General features: G+C 34.9%; 19 protein-coding genes. 13 read left to right on the forward strand and 6 right to left on the reverse strand.

What is annotated here, in order from left to right; translation table 11 throughout:
* Positions 1–271: 271 nt before the first annotated feature.
* The 8 genes from ACH2CJ_RS15185 to ACH2CJ_RS15220 all read left to right on the forward strand — a co-directional run bounded on the left by ACH2CJ_RS15185 (position 272) and on the right by ACH2CJ_RS15220 (position 6984).
* Positions 272–460, forward strand: a complete 189-nt coding sequence (locus ACH2CJ_RS15185; protein ID WP_394993797.1) for a CsbD family protein — start codon at positions 272–274, stop codon at positions 458–460.
* Between the two features lie 46 nt (positions 461–506).
* Positions 507–953, forward strand: coding sequence for a hypothetical protein (locus ACH2CJ_RS15190; protein ID WP_394993798.1), 447 nt, complete (start codon positions 507–509; stop codon positions 951–953).
* 56 nt (positions 954–1009) lie between these two features.
* Positions 1010–1651, forward strand: coding sequence for a porin family protein (locus tag ACH2CJ_RS15195; RefSeq protein WP_394993799.1), 642 nt, complete (start codon positions 1010–1012; stop codon positions 1649–1651).
* Positions 1652–1683: 32 nt separating this feature from the next.
* Entirely contained in the window at positions 1684–1869 is a 186-nt protein-coding gene (locus ACH2CJ_RS15200) for a hypothetical protein (protein ID WP_394993800.1), read from the forward strand.
* 155 nt (positions 1870–2024) lie between these two features.
* A complete protein-coding gene (locus ACH2CJ_RS15205; RefSeq protein WP_394993801.1) occupies positions 2025–2612 on the forward strand; it encodes a Crp/Fnr family transcriptional regulator in 588 nt (195 codons plus the stop codon).
* A 101-nt stretch (positions 2613–2713) separates the two neighbouring features.
* A complete protein-coding gene (locus ACH2CJ_RS15210) occupies positions 2714–3130 on the forward strand; it encodes an OsmC family protein (RefSeq protein WP_394993802.1) in 417 nt (138 codons plus the stop codon).
* A 203-nt stretch (positions 3131–3333) separates the two neighbouring features.
* A complete protein-coding gene (murF, locus tag ACH2CJ_RS15215) occupies positions 3334–4617 on the forward strand; it encodes a UDP-N-acetylmuramoyl-tripeptide--D-alanyl-D-alanine ligase (RefSeq protein WP_394993803.1) in 1284 nt (427 codons plus the stop codon).
* Positions 4618–4866: 249 nt separating this feature from the next.
* Positions 4867–6984, forward strand: a complete 2118-nt coding sequence (locus tag ACH2CJ_RS15220; RefSeq protein WP_394993804.1) for a carboxy terminal-processing peptidase — start codon at positions 4867–4869, stop codon at positions 6982–6984.
* A gap of 136 nt (positions 6985–7120) precedes the next feature.
* Here the strand turns inward: ACH2CJ_RS15220 and ACH2CJ_RS15225 are convergent, their stop codons facing one another.
* Positions 7121–7852, reverse strand: coding sequence for a polyprenol monophosphomannose synthase (locus tag ACH2CJ_RS15225; protein WP_394993805.1), 732 nt, complete (start codon positions 7850–7852; stop codon positions 7121–7123).
* A 41-nt stretch (positions 7853–7893) separates the two neighbouring features.
* Positions 7894–8253: a DUF4296 domain-containing protein gene (locus ACH2CJ_RS15230; protein ID WP_394993806.1), complete on the reverse strand. Its 360-nt coding sequence runs from the start codon at positions 8251–8253 to the stop codon at positions 7894–7896.
* 156 nt (positions 8254–8409) lie between these two features.
* Between ACH2CJ_RS15230 and ACH2CJ_RS15235 the strand changes: the two genes are divergently transcribed.
* Genes ACH2CJ_RS15235 through ACH2CJ_RS15245 form a run of 3 tightly spaced genes read left to right on the forward strand, consistent with a single transcriptional unit; the run spans position 8410 to position 10696 of the window.
* A complete protein-coding gene (locus ACH2CJ_RS15235; protein WP_394993807.1) occupies positions 8410–9273 on the forward strand; it encodes a DUF58 domain-containing protein in 864 nt (287 codons plus the stop codon).
* A 4-nt stretch (positions 9274–9277) separates the two neighbouring features.
* A complete protein-coding gene (locus tag ACH2CJ_RS15240) occupies positions 9278–10255 on the forward strand; it encodes a hypothetical protein (protein WP_394993808.1) in 978 nt (325 codons plus the stop codon).
* An 18-nt stretch (positions 10256–10273) separates the two neighbouring features.
* Positions 10274–10696 (forward strand): molybdenum cofactor biosynthesis protein MoaE, encoded by a 423-nt coding sequence (locus ACH2CJ_RS15245; protein WP_394993809.1) that lies wholly within the window; start codon positions 10274–10276, stop codon positions 10694–10696.
* A gap of 29 nt (positions 10697–10725) precedes the next feature.
* Here ACH2CJ_RS15245 and ACH2CJ_RS15250 read toward each other — a convergent pair whose 3' ends face one another.
* From ACH2CJ_RS15250 to ACH2CJ_RS15265, 4 genes are all read right to left on the reverse strand, one after another.
* Positions 10726–12093: a gliding motility-associated C-terminal domain-containing protein gene (locus ACH2CJ_RS15250; protein ID WP_394993810.1), complete on the reverse strand. Its 1368-nt coding sequence runs from the start codon at positions 12091–12093 to the stop codon at positions 10726–10728.
* Between the two features lie 18 nt (positions 12094–12111).
* Entirely contained in the window at positions 12112–12663 is a 552-nt protein-coding gene (locus ACH2CJ_RS15255; RefSeq protein ID WP_394993811.1) for an NTP transferase domain-containing protein, read from the reverse strand.
* Positions 12660–13142: a cyclic pyranopterin monophosphate synthase MoaC gene (gene moaC / locus ACH2CJ_RS15260; RefSeq protein ID WP_394993812.1), complete on the reverse strand. Its 483-nt coding sequence runs from the start codon at positions 13140–13142 to the stop codon at positions 12660–12662. The genes ACH2CJ_RS15255 and moaC overlap by 4 nt, the downstream gene beginning before the upstream one ends.
* An 85-nt stretch (positions 13143–13227) precedes the next feature.
* Positions 13228–15138: an ATP-dependent DNA helicase RecQ gene (locus tag ACH2CJ_RS15265; protein ID WP_394993813.1), complete on the reverse strand. Its 1911-nt coding sequence runs from the start codon at positions 15136–15138 to the stop codon at positions 13228–13230.
* A 258-nt stretch (positions 15139–15396) separates the two neighbouring features.
* On the opposite strand from ACH2CJ_RS15265, the gene ACH2CJ_RS15270 reads away from it, so the two are divergent.
* Both ACH2CJ_RS15270 and ACH2CJ_RS15275 read left to right on the forward strand, forming a co-directional pair.
* Complete coding sequence (locus ACH2CJ_RS15270) at positions 15397–18090, forward strand: T9SS type A sorting domain-containing protein (protein WP_394993814.1); 2694 nt, start codon at positions 15397–15399, stop codon at positions 18088–18090.
* Positions 18091–18245: 155 nt separating this feature from the next.
* Positions 18246–19559: a D-alanyl-D-alanine carboxypeptidase/D-alanyl-D-alanine-endopeptidase gene (locus tag ACH2CJ_RS15275; protein WP_394993815.1), complete on the forward strand. Its 1314-nt coding sequence runs from the start codon at positions 18246–18248 to the stop codon at positions 19557–19559.
* Positions 19560–19578: the final 19 nt, after the last annotated feature.

The raw sequence follows: 19578 nt of genomic DNA on the forward strand, positions 1-19578 counted from the left end.
CATCAGCCTTTTTCAGATTGGTTTGAGATGGATAAAGTCAGGACATTTTAAAATTAATCACCTTTTATCAGCTATACAATTTTGTGTACGGTTTTAAAAGTGAAAATACTAAAATCAAAACTGATGTGATAATAAATGCATGAAGTAACTTAAATTTTCCTAAAAATGTGTGAATCATATAACTTATTCTAAATATTGTGTAACACATCTGATTTAAAGAATATTGACCTTTGTCATATAAATAATGGTAATCATTATAACGTAAAAATGTATGACAAATCAAATTGCTTTAAAAGGAAATTGGAACGAGACGAAAGGGAAATTGAAACAAAAATTTGCTATGCTTAACAATGACGACCTATTATTTGCTGAAGGTAAACAAGACCAAATGTTGAGCAGACTTCAAGCAAAACTTGGCAGAACCAAAGAAGAGTTACATAAACTTATTTCTGGATTATAAAATACCATATAATAATTTAGTTTCAAATCCTCAAAGAAAACAAAAAATGAAAAAGACAATAGTAGCACTGGCAGTATTTACATTTATTACAGCCACAATCGTAACGAGTTGTAATAGTAGTTCTCCTTCTGAAAAAGTAGAAGACGCAAAAACAGATGTTGAAGAAGCAAATAAAGACTTGCAAAAGGCCAATGATGAATATTTAACAGAGGTAGAAAGTTATAAAAGAGAAACAGCAGAAAAAATTTCGGCTAATGAATTAAGCATTAAGGAGTTTAACGAAAGAATAGCTACTGAAAAAAAACAAGCTCAAGGTGCTTACAAACAAAAAATAGCTGAATTGGAACAAAAAAATACTGACTTGAAAAGGAGATTAGATGATTATAAGCAAGACGGAAAAGAGAACTGGGAAAAATTCAAAATAGAATTTAACCGTGATATGGACGAACTTGGTAAAGCATTTAAAGATTTGACAGTCAAAAACGTCAAGTGACTTCCAAAAAAAAGTGGATGGTGGTACGTTACAACACACAACTTTTACTATAAAACATGAAAAAAATATTTTTAGCTGTAGCGATAATCGCTCTTATAGCCAATAATAGCATTGCTCAAGAAAACAACACAGATTTTCGTAAAAAATTTCAGTTTGGATTGAAAGTAGGTACAAACTACTCAAATATTTATGATTCACAAGGCGATAAATTTGATGCGGAAGGAAAATTTGGATTAGCAGGAGGAGTATTTTTTGCAATACCCATTGGAAAGTTTTTAGGTATTCAGCCTGAAATATTGTTTTCACAGAAAGGATATAAGCAAACAGGTACATTTTTGGGTAGCACATATAACCTTACTCGTACAACAGATTATATTGATATTCCATTATTGATTTCAATCAAACCAACTAATTTGTTGACTTTGTATGTTGGTCCTCAATATTCTTACTTGATGAAGCAAAAGGATGTATTTGCCAATTCATTAACAACTATTGAACAGCAAAACGAATTTAAAAATGACAATATTCGCAAAAATACCTTGTGTCTTGTAAGCGGTATTGATGTAAATATAAAAAAAGTTGTGATTGGTGCAAGAGCTGGGTGGGATGTTCAGAATAATAATGGTGACGGAACATCAACAAACCCTCGTTACAAAAATGCTTGGATTCAAGCTACTTTAGGACTTAGAATTTTATAATCGTATTGTTCAGAAACTAAATAAACAAAGTCATGGTTTATCAAGCACAAATTTTCCTAATTACCGCTCTATTGGTACTCGGAATATACGAACTTTTTCAGCTAACTAAATTGGGTAGAGTTTTAACAAATGCTATTAGATTTTCAATAAAATGGCTTTATAGTTCGGTTTCTACAAAAAAAGCATGGAAAAATGCTTATAAATATCAGCATAATTGAGGCTTTTAGAGCTTCTCAAAAATAGATTTTACTATATCATAGTGGTTAGGGTTGTATTCAAAAAGCCGTCTTATTTTAAGACGGCATTTTTGTTTAAAAACAAATCTTGTTTAATCAAAAATCGTTATCCATATTTGCTGTAAACAATAAAATATATGACCGAAGTTGAATTATTAAAAGATGCTTTGCAAATATTTACTGGGATGAGTAGCGAAACTTTCAATCTATCGGAGCAATATTGGCAAGTAAAGACCTACAAAAAAGGAGATTTTTATAATGATTATCAGCAGGTTTGTAAACACTTAGGTTTTGTAATAGATGGGGTTTTTAGAACCTATTATTTAGATAAAAAATCAGCTGATGAAAAAAATATTTTTTTCTATACCAACAATCAAATCGTAGTTTCGTACGCAAGTTTTATCAACCAAATTCCATGTCATTATTATACCCAGTCGATGCTTGCTTCAAAAGTGATTTATATTCATTTTGATAAGTTAACTGCCCTTTATCGCCAGTCGCACGAATGGGAGCGATTTGGAAGGCTAATTGCCGAACAAGCCTCAAATCTTGCCCTTAACCGTACAGAAAGTTTACTTTTTCAAACTCCCGAACAACGATATTTAGACTTGCTAACCCAGCATCCCGATATTATGAATACGGTTCCACTTTATCATATATCTTCTTATCTGGGCATTCAAGGGCCATCATTGAGTCGGATTAGAAAAAGAATTTCTGAAAAATAATAACCCTCTTTAACGATTTTAACTTTGGTTAAAGTTTTTGTGGCTTTTCATGCAGACCTTTGTTGGGTAATCAATAAATAAGTATTAAAAAAAATAAAAATATGAAATTTACAAGACAAGCATCGGCAAATTGGAAAGGTACAGGAATGGAAGGTATAGGAACAGTTTCTACACAAAGCACAACTTTAGATAAAGCTCAATTATCATTCAAAACCCGCTTCGCTGATGGCGTTGGAACAAACCCAGAAGAATTGATTGGAGCGGCACATGCAGGTTGTTTTTCAATGCAATTTAGCTTTATCTTAAATGAGTCAGGTTTTACTGCTGAAAATATTGATACTAATGCAAAGGTTTTGTTTGAAGATGGAACAATTACAAATATTCATTTAGATTTAACGGCAACAATTCCAAACATCACCGATAAGCAATTTCAAGAAGCAGCTTTGGCGGCCAAAGCAAAATGTCCAATTTCAAAGCTATTTACTGCCGAAATTACCTTGATAGCCACTTTAGCATAATACATAGAGTTCAGAATCATAGGAATCACAAAGTGGCTTTTTGAAAGCGGCTTTGTGATTTTTTATTTTCTGAGTAGGTTAAAGAAATTAAGACCAATCTTTTATATATTTCGTCGGATTGATTATTTACATTAACAAATGAGTTAAAGTAAGCAAAACAACATTAAATTTGCAGAAAATTTATAGAATAATTTATCTGTAATATGTCAATTGCCGAACTCTACCAAAAATTTAAAACCTGCTCAGGAATTTCGACCGATACTCGTAAAATCGGAGAAAATGTTATGTTTTTTGCCTTAAAAGGTGATAAATTCAATGCTAATTCGTTTGCTAAAGAAGCCATTACTAAGGGTGCAAAATATGTAATAATTGACGAAGCAGCTTATGCCACCGATAAGCGTTGTATTTTGGTCGACGATGTACTTTATACGTTACAAAAATTAGCTAATCTTCACCGCCAACACTTCGATATTCCATTTGTAGGAATGACTGGTTCTAATGGAAAAACTACTTCAAAAGAGTTGGTAGCGGCAGTTTTGTCAAAAAAATTCAAAACATATTATACTAAAGGAAACCTCAATAATCATATAGGTGTACCACTTACTTTGCTCGGAATTGACGAAAGCTATGAAATTGCAGTTATAGAAATGGGAGCAAATCACCAAGGTGAAATTCGAGATTTATGCAATATTTGTGAACCTACGCATGGTTTTATCACCAATGTTGGCAAAGCTCACTTGGAAGGTTTTGGCGGAATTGAAGGTGTAAAAAAAGGTAAAGGCGAACTATTCGATTTCTTAGAAAAATCGGGTGGAACAACTTTTGTTAATGCCAATAGCGAAGTAATTATAGGCATGGCATCTGCCCGAAAATTTAAAGAAAGGTTCGATTATTTGGCTGCAAACGGTGAGGTTGTTATGCTTCAAGATTCGCCCGTGGTTATCTTTTCTGGAAATGATAAAACCTACACAACGCATTTGCCAGGCTCATATAATTTTGAAAATATTGCCGCAGCGTTAGCAATAGGAAAATATTTTGGAGTACCCTCAGATTTAGCAAATCAAGCGGTTGCCGAATATAATCCTGATAATAATCGCTCACAAATTCTCGAAAAAGGCACAAATAGTATATTGCTCGATGCTTATAATGCCAATCCATCGTCGATGTCAGCTTCAATTCAGAATTTTAGTAATCTAAAAACTAACAAGCAAAAAGTAGTGATTTTGGGCGATATGCTCGAATTGGGCGAAGAGGCTCCTGCCGAACACCAAGCAATAGGAGAATTAATTGCAAATGGAGATTTTCCTTTAGTTGTTCTCTTTGGCGAACTAATGGCTTCTGCACTTGTGGCATTGCCAAATGCTTTTTATTTCACCGATAAATTTTCGTTGCATAATTGGCTTATAGACAAGCAATTACATAACTCATATATTCTAATAAAAGGCTCAAGGGGTGTGAGTTTAGAAACTACTTTGCAATTTTTGTAGCACAATTTTCCAAATAGACACAGTTTGCAAAGTTGTGCTACATCACTAAAATCATCCATTTATCATATTTTAGCTTTTTCTCGAAATTTATACACTTTTTGCTCGTTAATAAACTGGATAGATTTTTGCTTTCAACTGTAAAGCATTTTTTTTTCGTACATAATGTATGTGATGTTTTATAGAAACATTTTTTCATTTGTATTGTTCTTTTTACATTTACTTTAACACCTTTATACCAAAGTTAAAAATATGAAAAAGCTAAGTTTATTGTATTCAGCATTTTTTAGTATAGTAATTGCTACTGTTTTCGTTGCCGCAACACCTCTAAATGAGGACCCGCCAACCAAAAATGAGATAATTCTTCGTACAGTAGGGGCAATGCTCGAACAAGGGCATTATAGTCCTAAGAAAATTGATGATAATTTTTCAAAAGAAATTTTTGCTGAATACCTAAAACGTCTTGACCCAAGTAAGCGAATTTTATTAGAAAAAGATATTATTAAACTTCGCAAGCACGAAACCATGATTGATGACGAAATTCATGGAGCACCTTTACAGTTTTTCAACTCTTCGGAAGAGATTTATAAAAATCGTATTACCGAAGCAGAGGAAATTTACAAACAATTTATTGAAAAACCCTTTGAGTTTACTAAAGATGAAACGTTTGAATTAGACCCCGATAAAATTGGTTTCGCTTCAAACGAAACAGAAAAGAAAGACCGTTGGAGAAAATACCTAAAATTGCAAACCCTCGAAAGGTATAATGATTTGCAAGAACAACAAGAAAAAAACAAAGAAAAAAAAGATTTTGTAGCTAAGTCTGACCAAGAATTGGAGCGTGATGCACGTATGAAAGTAAAAAAAGCATTGGACAAATATTTTGACCGTTTGCGAAATAAATTTGATGAAAATCAACGCTTTGCTTTGTTTGTTGGGGCAATTACCAACGAAATGGACCCACATACTGATTTTTTTCCACCCGTTGAAAAACGTTCTTTTGATGAAAGATTAAGTGGGCGTTTCTTTGGAATCGGTGCTTTATTGCAGCAAGAAGACGATAAAATAAAAATCAAGACTGTAACAACTGGTGGCCCAGCATGGAAATCGGGCGAGATTCAAGCAAATGATTATATCGTAAAAGTTGGGCAAGCCACAGGTGAAGCCGAAGATATAACTGGCTATACAACGACCGATGCCGTAATGTTAATCAGAGGAGCAGAAGGCACAGAAGTAAAAATTACGGTACAGAAACCCGATGGAACGCTAAAAACAGTTTCGATGATTCGTGCGGAATTAAAATTAGATGAAACGTTTGCTCGTAGTGTAGTTATCAACAGCGGAAAATACAAAATAGGCTTAATAGATTTACCAGCTTTTTATGCCGATTTTCAACGCCCACAAGCTGCTCGTTGTTCGCAAGACGTAGCAAAAGAAGTAACAAGATTGAAAGCCGAGGGCGTAGATGGAATAATTTTAGATATTAGAGATAATGGCGGTGGAAGTTTACAAGAAGTAGTAAATATGGTTGGTTTGTTTATCAAAACAGGGCCAGTTGTGCAAATTCGTGACCGTGAGGGTCGCCCTTCACAAATGGGCGATAACGATGCTTCGGTGCTTTATGATGGTCCTTTGGTGGTGATGGTAAACGAGCGTAGTGCGTCGGCATCTGAAATTTTTGCTTCGGCTATTCAAGATTATAAGCGTGGAATTGTAGTTGGCTCATCTTCAACTTTTGGAAAAGGTACTGTACAAAGAGCCTTCCCTTTGGGTGGTAATGGCACAGGAAGCGGTGCAGGAGATTTGGGAGCAGTACATTTGACTTTGCAAAAATATTATAGAGTAAATGGCGGTGCAACACAACTCAAAGGAGTAGAATCTGACATCGTTTTGACAGGTCTTTACGAAGCTTATAAAATTAGTGAAAGAGATGATCCAAATGCTCTTGTTTGGGACGAAATGCCAAAAGCAAATTACCAAACTTGGACAATTGCCCCAGATTTGACAGCTTTACAACAAAAAAGCAAGGAACGTTTGGCGGCAAACGATGTCTTTACGCAAATAAAAGATAACACTAATGTTTTGGCTGATAATCGCAAAACGGCTCGTTCGTTGGAATTGAAAAATTATAAAGCTCAGTTGAAAGAAATAAAAGACATTTCGACCAAAGTACGTGGTCTGACACAAACGAAAGATGATTTGTCTGTTGCAAACATAGCAAGTGATTTGACAATCATCAATTCTGATTCGTTGAAAAAAGATAGAAACGATTTTTGGTTAAAATACTTGAAGAAAGACGTTTATTTGAACGAAACTGTCAACGTAATGAATGATGCGATTCAACAAAAAGGAATGGCGTTGAAGAATTGATTTTAGTCGATAGTCAATAAGTACACAGTAGTAAAATAAAAACCCCGCTCAAAAATAAAATTTTGAGCGGGGTTTTTGTTGTTTTTTAGATTGAAAACTTGTGAACTGCCAACTGTGGAATGGTGGACTATGGATTTTACCGCTTAAAACTCTTAAACCAACTCCAAATCTTCATAATGATTACACCAAGAACTGCTTCACGGAAAATCTTGGTGGACATTTTTGAAACGCCTCTTGTGCGGTCAGTGAAAATAATGGGTACTTCTGTAATATTAAATTTGTAGAGAAAAGCATTGAATTTCATTTCAATCTGAAAAGCGTAACCTACAAAAGCAATTTTATCAAGCGGAATCGTTTGTAGCACTGCTCTTTGGTAGCAAATAAAACCCGCTGTTGGGTCCATTATTTTCATACCTGTGATAAATCTTACATAAACTCCTGCAAAATATGACATCAAAACTCGACCAATAGGCCAATTGACAACGTTTACACCTTTGATATACCGAGAACCAACCGCAACATCGAAACCGTCAACTTTACAGGCTTTGAAAAGTCGAACTAAATCTTCGGGATTATGCGAGAAATCAGCATCCATTTCATAAATAAATTCATAGCCACGTTTCAATGCCCATCCGAAACCATGAATATAAGCGGTGCCTAAACCCAACTTTCCACTTCGTTCTTCAATATATAATTTTTCAGGAAATTCTTTTTGTAACGACTTGATTTTCACGGCAGTACCATCGGGCGAGCCATCATCAATTATTAAAATATCAAAGTCGGCATCAAGGCTCATAACCTTTCTGATAATGTCTTCAATATTTTCGATTTCATTGTAGGTCGGTATTATAACAATATTTTCTTTCAATGGATTTTGGGTTTTAGGAATTACTCGATATTTTTAATAAATTATTTGCGTAGTTTTTTTCTTTTCTCCTCCATATCTTTCAAAATCTTTAGAGTTTCATCATAAATCCTAATCATTGATTCGGGATTTGTAACATAAAATTTGTAACTTGCTTTATAACGAGTTGTATCGGTTTTATATTTTACCATCACACGGCGTTCCAATTCGTTATAAGCAACTTTGGTAGAGTCGTACGCTTGGAAAGATAATCGGCTCGATTTTGCTTCTATTAAGTGAATATCAGCCAAAATTTTTGACATTGTTTGTTCATCAATTACATTGTCAGGTGCAGTGAGAGTATTGGTACAAGCAATTATTGCTAAAATTATGCCTAAAGGTAAGAATATTTTTTTTGTCAGCATTTTCACTTTATCTTCGTTTTCAGATTAAGTAACAAATTACGGAAAAAACTGATAAAGTTGGTGCGTTAAAGTTTGTTAATCGCTCAGATTAAATATAGGGTGCAGAATTTGGGCTTTACACGCTACATTCTGCGTTCTACACTTTATACTAAAAAAATGGTCGAAGATATACTTTCTAAACTCAATAAGTACGAAATTAAAATACGAAAAGCGGTAAATGGTCAAATGCAAGGCAATTTTCGTTCGGTTTTTAAAGGCTCTGGCTTGGAGTTTAGCGATTTGCGTACCTATCAATATGGCGATGATGTCCGTACAATTGACTGGATAACAACCGCCAAAGGACACGGAGCTTATGTGAAGATTTTTAAGGAAGAAAAAGAACAGACTGTCTTTTTTATGCTTGATGTAAGTGGTTCGCAAGAAGTAGGGAATAATGGGCGTTTGAAACTGGATACTGCCAAGGAAATTTGTGGTGTTTTATCACTTTCTGCTATAAAAGAGGCGGGGCATGTAGGTCTTTATTGCTTTTCAGACCAAAAAGAACTCTATTTCAAGCCAAGCAGCGGTATGAAACATGGCTATGAGTTAATTTTAAGTTTATTTAAAATGAAGCCTGTTTCACAAAAAACTGATATTCCCTCAGCAATTGGTTTTGCCTTAAATATGCTCAGACGTAAAAGTGTCATTATTCTTATTTCAGATTTTTTGGACAATGATTATGAGCATAAACTTAAAGCTTTAGCACGAAAACACGATTTAGTAGTAATTCATGTCTATGACCAACGAGAAATAAAACTGCCAAGTTTAGGAATTATTCCTATTTTAGACAAAGAAAGTAAACGAACGGTTTGGTTGAATACTTCTTCGCCGACTTTTAAACGTGAAATGAGGGAAGTTTTTGAGGATAACCAACAACGTTTAGAAACTTTATGTAAACAACACAATGCCAATTATTTAGCGATTGATTCAAGAGAAGATTATGTGCCGAGACTTATACAGTTATTTAGAATCAGAAAATAAATCAGTGAATAATTATCAACGGTCGGCGTTCCGAGTATCAAAAGTAGGCGTTTCGCTGGGCGGCATGCCGCTTGCCAAGTTTCTTGTTGTTTTGATTATTAATTTTTTATTGATAATTAGTCATGGTTCTGCCCAAAAACCTACGGTTGGTGTTCCCATAAACAATATTCCAATTGGAAAATTTCTGACTGATAGCGTTGAACTCGGACGACCGTTCGACTATGCTCTCAGTTACCATCACGCACCATTTGCCGAAGTCTTTTTTCCTGATACAACCTATAATTTTTATCCTTTTGAAATAGTTAGACGAAATTACTTTACAACCATAACTAATAATGGCAATAGCCTCGATAGTGTGATTTACACGTTGGTTACCTTCGATATTGCCAAAACGCAAAAACTTAATTTACCCATTTATTTACTTTCTAAACGAGATTGTACGGCGATTTTTTCCTTCCCAGACTCTATTTTCTTGAAAGAAATGATAAAAATGAGTGTAGATTCTTTGTCATTAAAGACTGATACAAAGCTACTCTCTTTAAATCAACAATTAAATTATCCAGAGATTTTGGCTTATATATTTGGCTTTTTAGGCTTTATTAGCTTAATATATGCGTTTTTTGGTAGATTTATTAGGAAACAATACAAACTATTTTTGTTTGGAAGAAGGCACAAAGACTTTTTAACAAACTATAAGAAATATACACGCTCGACTTTAGACGACAAAACAATCGGCAAAGCATTAGTTTTATGGAAAAAGCATTTAGAATGGCTTGAAAAACGTCCTTATTCTTCTTATACAAGCAAAGAAATAATAACCCACTTGCCAAACGAACGCTTGGAAGAGGCACTTCGAGAAATAGACAGTGCTATTTATGGGGGAATTCTTTCTACTCAAATGCCTTTTTCAATGAATGTTTTACTTGATAAATCTATCGAATTATACAAAAAACAGAGAACAGCATTGGCAGAGAGTTTATAATTTTACAACGTCGAATTGATGCAAAATATTGAAATAATACTATCGGACAAGACCTTAAGTGAGCAAAATTGTCTTGATTTTGTTAAAACTGATGATTCGGGTGGAATTGTTGTTTTTGTTGGAACTGTTCGTAATCAGACAAAAGGTAAACCAGTGCTAAAGCTTGATTTTGAGGCGTATGAGCCAATGGCTATTGCCGAAATGAGAAAAATTGCAGCACAAGCGGTTGAAAAATTTTCTTTAAAAAAAATGGCTATTCATCACCGAGTTGGAATGTTAGAAATTGGCGAAATTCCAGTAATTATTGCTGTATCAGCGGCACATCGTGGAGCAGCTTTCGATGCCTGCGAGTTTGCTATTGATACGCTAAAAGAAACGGTGCCAATTTGGAAAAAAGAAATTTTTGAAGATGGAGAAGTTTGGGTTTCGGCTACGCCGTAATTGATGAGCGAATATTTAGTTTTAAAAATTCATCTCAACAGCAAAACTCTACCCAATACCTCAACTCTATTGTTTTTAACATCTTTCACCTTCAAAATATAAGGATAAATGCCTGATAAATAGTTTTCTCCATTCCATGAATCATTCGGATTTGTTATAATTGTTATCAATTTTCCTAAATGGTCATAAATTGACAAGCTTATAAAGTTATCTTGCTCGCCTATGAGGGCAAAAGTGTCATTAATTCCATCGTTGTTTGGACTAAATGCTAATGGTAAATATATTGGAATATTGACAAAGCACTTAATTAGAGAGTTTTGAACACAAATTTTCTCAGAAATAAACAATGATTCATTGGAGCGAAAGCTAATCTGATAACAATTTTGTTGGTTACATTTAATAGTTGTATCGGCATAAATACTCCCCTTAGTTGAGAGTTTGTTATCGTTATTTTTGAGTACTACAAAATTGTCTATAACGTCGGGTTTTGGTTGCTTCCACTTCAATTCGTTGGCGATTTCTGTAAGATTTACTTCAAAATCAATATCACAAAGCTCTTTTGAAATATTATTTGAAAAACATGTGCTTTCTAATTGGATAGCATAACAAGTATTTTTCGCTTGATTAGTGAAAGTAATTTTTTGTAAACCAACTTCTCCTTTGTTTGAGCTAATTGGTACATTATTAGCTAAAATTTTAATATTTTCGCCTGAAAGATTATTAAAACTAAGGCTAAAATTTTCTTTTCCTGTTTTCTCCAAAACAGTAATTTGTGGTTGAGTTGCTTTAGGAAAAATTATTATAACAGAACTATTAGTAGGACAAAAATCTACTTCATAGCGGCCCGTTACTGTTATTTTTTTGCTGGTTTGATTGGCGTAATTATGAGAAATAGTAGCAGAAGGAAGATTTGTTTTTTCAATAGGTGAAGCATCTCCCCAATCTATTAAACAATAATCATAAGGTAATAAACCCATTTTTTTTCCATCAATTATATCTAAACTGACCTTATTTCCACAAATTTTGGGTTTCAATATCAATTTATTTGTATCCAAAACTGTTACGATGCCACAAACTCGTAATTCTTGCCCATTGTCTTTTCTAAATGAAGTCTGCATGATTTTATATGCACCAGGAGTTGTATAGGTATGACTTTTTTCATCTATTAGATTAGCAGGAACACCGCCTTTATAATCATAAATAAATTTATGTTCCCTTGATTGGGTGTCTGTTTTTATTATGCGAAGAGTAAAAGGTACGCAACCTATCATTTTTTCTGCATATAAACTGCCCGAGCCGATATTGGGGCCATTGCATTGGTCGTTTAATACTTGGCAAAGCAAAGTATGACTTGATATACTTATCAATAGGGCAATATATAATATTGTTTTCAACATTATTTTTTTCTTACAAAACTATTGTCTATTCAATTTATCAAACTCTTCTTTTGTATTTATGTTTTTCAAAAAGGCAACATTTTCTAATTTAATTAATTGAATATCAGCATTTTGTAAAAATATTTTTGGGCTTTTGTTGCCTGCCTTTACATATTCTAAAATCAAATCAGCCGCTTTAGATTCATAGATGGCAAATAGTGGGTCGGGAGCATTGTTTTGGTTATTGAAGAAAGTTGTGGCTACTTTATCACTATTTCGATTTTTGATTAAAACTTCAAAATTTGTTTCAGTGAGAAAAGGCATATCGCACGCTACCACGAGCCACGCTACATTTTTATTATGCTCAAAAGCGGATAAAATTCCACTAATGGGGCCAAGTTCTGAATAGTTATCAATGATTGTTTTTTCAAAAAATTTTTGCTCTTCTCGGCACGAAAAATAAACCTCCGAACAGTAGTTTTTTGCTAAATCAAACAAATATTCTCGCTGTGGTTTGCCGTGATAATCAAGCAAACTTTTGTCTGTTCCCATACGAGAACTTTTCCCTCCTATCAAAATTAGGCAGTTCACAATTCCTCTAATTTAAAATCTTTTTTGCCGCCAGTTTTTTCTATCAAACGAGTTTCTTTGATAATAATATTATGCGAAAACGCTTTGCACATGTCATAAATTGTCAAAGCTGCTACACTTGCACCAGTCAAGGCTTCCATTTCGATACCTGTTTTTCCTGTGAGAGATGCCATACATTCGATGATAACTTCTTGCTTTTCATTCAAAAAAATATTGATTTGGCAGTTTTCTAAGCCTAAAGGGTGACAAAGTGGAATCAGGTCGCCTGTGCGTTTGGCTGCCATTACGCCCGCAATTATTGCGGTCTGAAAAACAGGCCCCTTTTTTGTGTGGATTTCATCATTTTTGAGTCTTTCTAAAATAATTTCGTCCAAAATCACAATGCTTCTTGCCTTAGCAGTTCGCTTTGTGATGGCTTTTTCGCCTACATCAACCATTGATGGGTTTCCTGCTGAATCTATGTGTGTAAAGTTTGTCATTTTTCAAGTCTCCTTGTCTTTTTCAAGAGAGAAGGTTTATGGGGTGTGGTTCTCGAAAGCGAACATTGCTCTGTTGACTCCACGCTTATTTTTTTTGTAAAATACCTAATTCGCTGTACCAAATTTCTTCGTTTTCAATCATTCGACGAATAACTTCGGTTGCATACGATTTATTGTTAAAATATTTATAATCAACTACTTGGCTGATATTTGCAGGAATAATTTCTAATATTTTTTGTCGATATTTGGAATAAATTTCAATCGGTACATCGGCTGCAACCTCTTTCTTTTTTTGTTTCAAACAATTATCACAAATACCACAGGTAGCGTTTGTGTATTCATCAAAATATTCCTGCAAAAACTGCATCCGACACCGCCTATCTTCTTGAGCGTATTGAACTACTGATGCCGCTTTATCAATTTCTTTTTTCTTGCGTCGGTGCATTTCTACAATATTGATAGCCAGATTATTGGCATCTTGTCGTATGGTGAGGAAGGTGAGTTGTGGCTTGTTTTTTTGTTTTTGATAAGTTACTACGCCTACTTGTTGAAGGTATTCGAGCATTTTTTCTATTTCGGAAGGCTGAGCGAAGAAGTTTGTGCCAATCGCACTTTCCGAAATAGTGATATAGTTCGTAAATAAATCGCCGCCGTACATTCGTAGTAAAACCTTGGTAAACTTATCGTAGTTGGGTGTTTTTATTTGAAATTTATACAATTCGTGGTTATCCATCTTGAAAAACAATTTCGATGGGCTGTAATAAGACTCACTTAATTGAATTAACCCTTCATCTTCGAGTTTTTTTAGGGCATTGTGAGTATCGTGGGCAACGAGCCCAAAAGTGCTGATAAATTCCTGAAAATCAAAATCGTAACTTTCAAAATTTTCTCCACCAATTGCTAATTTATAATAGTTTGCCAACGCCTGATAAACCCTTCGGAGGCTTTCAACAGAGGGATATTTTTGCTCAATTTGCTTAGAAATATCTTCCAAATCGCCTTTATAATAAAGCATTACAGCATAAGATTTCCTGCCATCACGCCCTGCCCGCCCAGCTTCTTGATAATAAGCTTCCAAGTTTTCAGGCAAATCAAGATGTACCACTACTCGCACATCGGGTTTGTCGATGCCCATGCCAAAAGCATTGGTGGCAACAATCACCCTCTGTTGATTTTTTAGCCAAGCATCTTGTTTTTTGAAACGCTCCTGATTTGTTAATCCTGCATGATAAAAATCCGAGTTGATTCTGCTTCTATTCAACCAATCCGAAATCTCTTTTGTTCGTTTGCGACTACGCACATAAACAATTGCCGAACCTTGTACTTTTTGAAGAATATCAAACAATTTTCGTTCTTTACTTTCTTCACAAAAAGTTGAGTATGAGATACTTGGACGAGCAAAGCTTTGTTGAAAAACTTGTACTTTTATAAGTTCAAGCTTCTGAATAATATCTTGTTGAGCTTCCTTTGTTGCCGTTGCCGTCAATGCAATAATAGGAACATTAGGAATAAATTTCCGGAACTCTGGGATTTTCAAATAAGGCGGGCGAAAATCATAACCCCATTGCGAAATACAGTGAGCTTCGTCAATGACAAGCAAACAAACTTTCATCAATTTGGTACGAACCTGCATGATTTCGGTCAGCAGTCGCTCGGGCGAAACATAGAGAAACTTGTAATCGCCATAAACAAAATTATCAAGTGTATAGTCAATTTCGTTGCGGTGCATTCCCGAATAAATGGCTGCTGCTTTAATTCCTCGTCTTTTTAGTTGCTCAACTTGGTCTTTCATCAAAGCCACTAAAGGCGTAATGACAATACAAACACCCTCCATTGCCAAAGCAGGTACTTGAAAACAAATAGATTTCCCGCCTCCCGTTGGCATCAAAGCAAGCGTATCTTTTCCGGACAAAACAGAATTGATAATGTCTTCTTGTAATGGTCTGAACGAATCGTAATGCCAAAATTCTTGTAGTATTTCTAAAGGGGCTTGCATCGTTAATGACGAATTCTACGTCTTTTTATACAAAGATAGAGTAGTGAATTCGTGAAATAGACAAAAAATAATAATTTTGTTTGGATGATTGGCAGACAAAAACCTTCATTTTATCTTTATTTCAAATATTCTCTCAACAAAAGTATTAGTTTTTTCGTTAGATTTGATACCTTGTAAAAATTTTAGATCGCAACCCTCTATCAATAATTTACGTATATTTTAAAGACCTTGATAAACAAAAGATTGACGTTGAAAATTATGAAGAAAATCTACCTTTCTGGCTTACTACTTTTAATGGTAATGTCAGTATTTGCCCAAAAAACGGCAAAACCAATCCACGAACAACTTGCCAGAATAAACCCTGATAAAATTGAGTTTATGAAAGGACAAATGATTGTTTGTCCAGGCGTTTTTGAAGATGCCAATACTTATGTACCAATGGCAAAAGAAGTAGAGGACGCTTTGAAAGGGCAAAAAGCTCGTGGTGGTGCTGCTGCTAAAGCTACATTTATTGTTACTTATAATGGTTTTTCGCCTGCCGCACAAAAATCATTTCAAGCTGCCGTTGATATTTGGGCAAACCTCATTAGTTCTCCCGTACCCATTCGTATTACAGCCACTTGGCGTACAATTGATAGTGGTACTGGCGGTGGAACAATTTTAGGACAAGCATCACCAGGTGATTTTACTCGAAATTTCCCTGGACAACAACGTGCAAACACATGGTATCCGATATCTTTGGCAGAAAAAATAGCAGGACAAGAATTAAATTCTGTAAATGACGCTGATATTACAGCCGAATTTAATAGTGCTGCACCTTGGTATTTAGGTCTTGCTGCTCCAGGTGCAAATCAATTTGATTTTACTTCGGTTGTATTACACGAACTATGTCATGGATTAGGATTTACTTCTTCATTGCGAGTGAATGGCAATACTGGTTCTTGGGGATTTGGAACAGGTTCGGTTTTTGCTTTCGACCCGTTTTTTGAGAATGGTTCATCTCAACAATTAATCAATACGACGAATTTTGCCAACCCTTCACTTGCATTAAAAAATCAATTGATTAGTGATAATTTGTTTTTCAATAGCCCTACAGGTATTGCATCAAATAAAGGTGAAAAAATAAGAATGTATGCTCCAACAGAGTATCAACAAGGCTCAAGTATATCACACGTAAACGATGCTACTTATCCTTCAGGAAACCCGAATTCATTAATGACAGCAGGGGCAAGCCTTCGTGAAGTTATTCGCGACCCAGGGCCACTGGTTAAGGGAATGTTTGCTGATATGGGTTGGAAAGGCACATCTCTAACGCACACACGAATAAAAAACATTGAAACGGCCGTCAGTAAAGTCACAATCAAGGCAGTAATTACGAGCGATACGACGATTATTGCAGGAAGTGCGAAAGTATTTTATACCGAAAATGATACGCTCATTGTAAACGCAAAGCCTATCGAATTGAAACGAATTGGCACAACAAATGAGTATTCGGCAGATATTCCAGTAACAAAGCCAATTTCTATTATTCGTTATTACTTAGTAGTTGATGATAGTTTTAAACGCAAAAATACCGCTCCTGCCGAAGCACCAACAAGAGGTTTTTATGGTTTTAGTGTTGGTACAGCTGATACTTCACCGCCGTTTGTAACCACCGATCCCCCAACAATTGTTCCTTCAACAAGAAAACCTGATATTTTTGCAAATATTGAAGATAATTACGAGCATGGAATTGATACTGCCTATGTAGAATATCAACTCAATGGTGTAGTACAAAAACCATTTGGTTTGAAACGATACAATGCTGCTACAGACGACAAGATATATTCTCAGGGTAGAAATGATGTTTTTGCTTTTTTAGCAAAAGCTCCATTTACTGGTCTGAAACTAAATGACCGAGTGCTTTACAGAATCGTGGCGATTGACAAATCAAAAAATAAAAACAAAACAATTTTGCCTGCTTATCTTAATACACCAGGAACTAACGTAACCGTTACACCTGATTATTTTGAATTTGTGGTCAGTGATTTGAAAACCCAAACGCCTGCTTTGAGATATACCAATAATTTTGATGCAGCAACCGATGACTTTGCAACCATTGGTGGTTGGGGAGTAACACAGCCAACAGGCTTTACAAATGGGGCATTACATTCGGCACATCCTTATAAAAATGGTGGAAATGAAGATTTGCAATCAAATACTTTAGCTTTGCTACGTATACCTATCCAATTGAAAGACAATGCAGACTCTGCCACCATTACATTTGACGAAGTAGTTTTAGTTGAACCCGGAGAAACGGGTTCGGTATTCGGCGATATAGATTTTTATGATTATGTAGTCGTGGAAGGCTCGTATGATGGAGGAGCGTCTTGGATTCCATTTGGAGATGGTTATGATGCTAATTCGGATGCAACTTGGTTAAAAACATTTAATGCCAGTGGCGTAAATGGTACTTTTATTGGTTCAGATGGAAAGACATATCCAACATCTGATTCAAGAGGAGCTGGATTGGCATCTATGTACAAGAAACGTACAATTAAAATGCTAAGTAGTGGCGATTTTGAAAGTGGTGATGTAGTTTTGGTGCGATTTAGATTGTTTTCAGATGAACTGACTTATGGTTGGGGATGGGCAATTGATAATCTTCAAATTCAAGTGCCACCACCACCACCGATTTTGGCAAACGAACCAATTGCTGAAAAAACCATTAGTGTTTTTCCCAATCCAACACTTGATGAAGTAAAAATTACAGTTAGCTTGACAAAACCAGGACGAGTACAAATGGAAGTGATAAGCTCAACTGGCATAAAAATAATGGAGAGAGAATATCTAACTGATATTAGCACGTTTTACCAAAAAATTGATGTGAGCGAGTTTGCTAATGGTAATTATTTGGTAAGATTACACACCGAAAATGGTGTAATTGTGAAACGTTTTGCGGTGAATAGATGATAGTAGGATGAAGTTCAGCTATTAATTAATAATCATCAGCGACCAGTTTAATCAAATCAAACGATTAAGCTTTAAAAAAAGCATTTTGTCAAAATGGCAAAGTGCTTTTTTTTTGCCCAAATTTGTGTAAATTCGTGCAAAAAAAAGATAGAAAAATGCGTAAAATACTTATAATCAGTTTATTAGCCTTTGTTGGAATTTCTTGTAAAACTACCCAAAACCTATCCAATCGCTCTCCTTATGCCAAAATGATTGATACTTCTGTGGTTCTTTCACAAAGTGTTACGGGCATGGCTTTGTATGATTTGGGAGAAAAAAAAATGATTTTTGAGCGAAATGCTGAACGATATTTTACGCCTGCTTCTAACACAAAACTATTTACGTTTTATGCGTGCCTCAAAACGCTTGGCGATTCGATTCCGGCTTTACGCTATGAAATCAAAAGTGATTCTTTGATTTTTTGGGGAACTGGAGACCCAACTTTTTTTCATCCTGATTTAACAAGTACCAAGACTTTCGACTTCTTGAAATCATATAAACGCACCAAACGCTTTTATTTTTCAGATGGAAACTTCACCAATCAATACTTTGGCGATGGTTGGTCATGGAACGATTATAATGGCTATTATGCAACTGAGCTTTCGCCTTTGCCTATGTACGGAAATATTGTTCGAGTGAAAGTAGAAAATGGAGCATTAAAGCCTCAACCAACTATTTTTGAGAATAGTTTTTATAAGAAAGATGAAGGCGATGAAATAAAAAGAACAATAGCCGATAATCAATTTTTGTACCCAAAAGTAATTTTGCAAAATGTTGATTATAAACAAGATATACCTTACAAAACATCGGCAGGCTTGACTCAGCAATTGCTCATTGATACGCTTCATCGGAATGTAAATCTATTGAAAATACCTGTTTCGGCAAATGCTAAAACGCTTTATAGCACGCCTACAGAAGAAGTTTATCGTAAAATGATGCAAGAAAGTGACAATATGCTTGCCGAACACCTGTTGCTTTTGTGTGGAACTACTTTGAAGGATTCTATCAACTCATCTTTTGTGATTAAAACTATCACTGAAAAATATTTGCAAGATTTGCCTGATGCTTCCAAATGGATTGATGGTTCGGGACTTTCACGTTATAATCTTTTTACGCCTCGTTCGATTATAAAATTGCTCGAAAAAATTCATGCAGCCGTTCCTGAAGAAAAACTTTTTTCGATTATGGCTGTAGGAGGCAAATCGGGAACTGTAAGAAATATGTTTAAAGCTGCCTCAAATGAAGAAAAACCTTATGTTTTTGCTAAATCTGGTTCGTTAAGCGGTGTTTATAATTTGAGTGGCTATTTAATCACTAAAAAGGGCAAAACATTGTTGTTCAGCATAATGAATAATAACTTTACGAAATCAGGTTCACAAGTTCGGAAAGAAGTAGAGAAAATTTTGATGCAAGTTAGAGAAAGGGAGTAAAAAAGATGGGTGGTTTATA

The organism is Emticicia sp. (assembly GCF_043780375.1).
In the GTDB taxonomy this organism is placed as follows: domain Bacteria; phylum Bacteroidota; class Bacteroidia; order Cytophagales; family Spirosomataceae; genus Emticicia.

Excerpts from the sequence above, each read along its gene's own strand:
- ACH2CJ_RS15190 (WP_394993798.1), top strand. The coding sequence starts at position 507 with ATGAAAAAGACAATAGTAGCACTGGCAGTATTTACATTTATTACAGCC.
- ACH2CJ_RS15230 (WP_394993806.1), bottom strand. The coding sequence starts at position 8,253 with ATGCTGACAAAAAAAATATTCTTACCTTTAGGCATAATTTTAGCAATA.
- ACH2CJ_RS15235 (WP_394993807.1), top strand. The coding sequence starts at position 8,410 with ATGGTCGAAGATATACTTTCTAAACTCAATAAGTACGAAATTAAAATA.
- ACH2CJ_RS15220 (WP_394993804.1), top strand. The coding sequence starts at position 4,867 with ATGAAAAAGCTAAGTTTATTGTATTCAGCATTTTTTAGTATAGTAATT.
- ACH2CJ_RS15245 (WP_394993809.1), top strand. The coding sequence starts at position 10,274 with ATGCAAAATATTGAAATAATACTATCGGACAAGACCTTAAGTGAGCAA.
- ACH2CJ_RS15195 (WP_394993799.1), top strand. The coding sequence starts at position 1,010 with ATGAAAAAAATATTTTTAGCTGTAGCGATAATCGCTCTTATAGCCAAT.
- ACH2CJ_RS15185 (WP_394993797.1), top strand. The coding sequence starts at position 272 with ATGACAAATCAAATTGCTTTAAAAGGAAATTGGAACGAGACGAAAGGG.
- ACH2CJ_RS15250 (WP_394993810.1), bottom strand. The coding sequence starts at position 12,093 with ATGTTGAAAACAATATTATATATTGCCCTATTGATAAGTATATCAAGT.
- moaC (WP_394993812.1), bottom strand. The coding sequence starts at position 13,142 with ATGACAAACTTTACACACATAGATTCAGCAGGAAACCCATCAATGGTT.
- ACH2CJ_RS15275 (WP_394993815.1), top strand. The coding sequence starts at position 18,246 with ATGCGTAAAATACTTATAATCAGTTTATTAGCCTTTGTTGGAATTTCT.
- ACH2CJ_RS15210 (WP_394993802.1), top strand. The coding sequence starts at position 2,714 with ATGAAATTTACAAGACAAGCATCGGCAAATTGGAAAGGTACAGGAATG.
- murF (WP_394993803.1), top strand. The coding sequence starts at position 3,334 with ATGTCAATTGCCGAACTCTACCAAAAATTTAAAACCTGCTCAGGAATT.
- ACH2CJ_RS15205 (WP_394993801.1), top strand. The coding sequence starts at position 2,025 with ATGACCGAAGTTGAATTATTAAAAGATGCTTTGCAAATATTTACTGGG.
- ACH2CJ_RS15200 (WP_394993800.1), top strand. The coding sequence starts at position 1,684 with ATGGTTTATCAAGCACAAATTTTCCTAATTACCGCTCTATTGGTACTC.
- ACH2CJ_RS15265 (WP_394993813.1), bottom strand. The coding sequence starts at position 15,138 with ATGCAAGCCCCTTTAGAAATACTACAAGAATTTTGGCATTACGATTCG.
- ACH2CJ_RS15270 (WP_394993814.1), top strand. The coding sequence starts at position 15,397 with ATGAAGAAAATCTACCTTTCTGGCTTACTACTTTTAATGGTAATGTCA.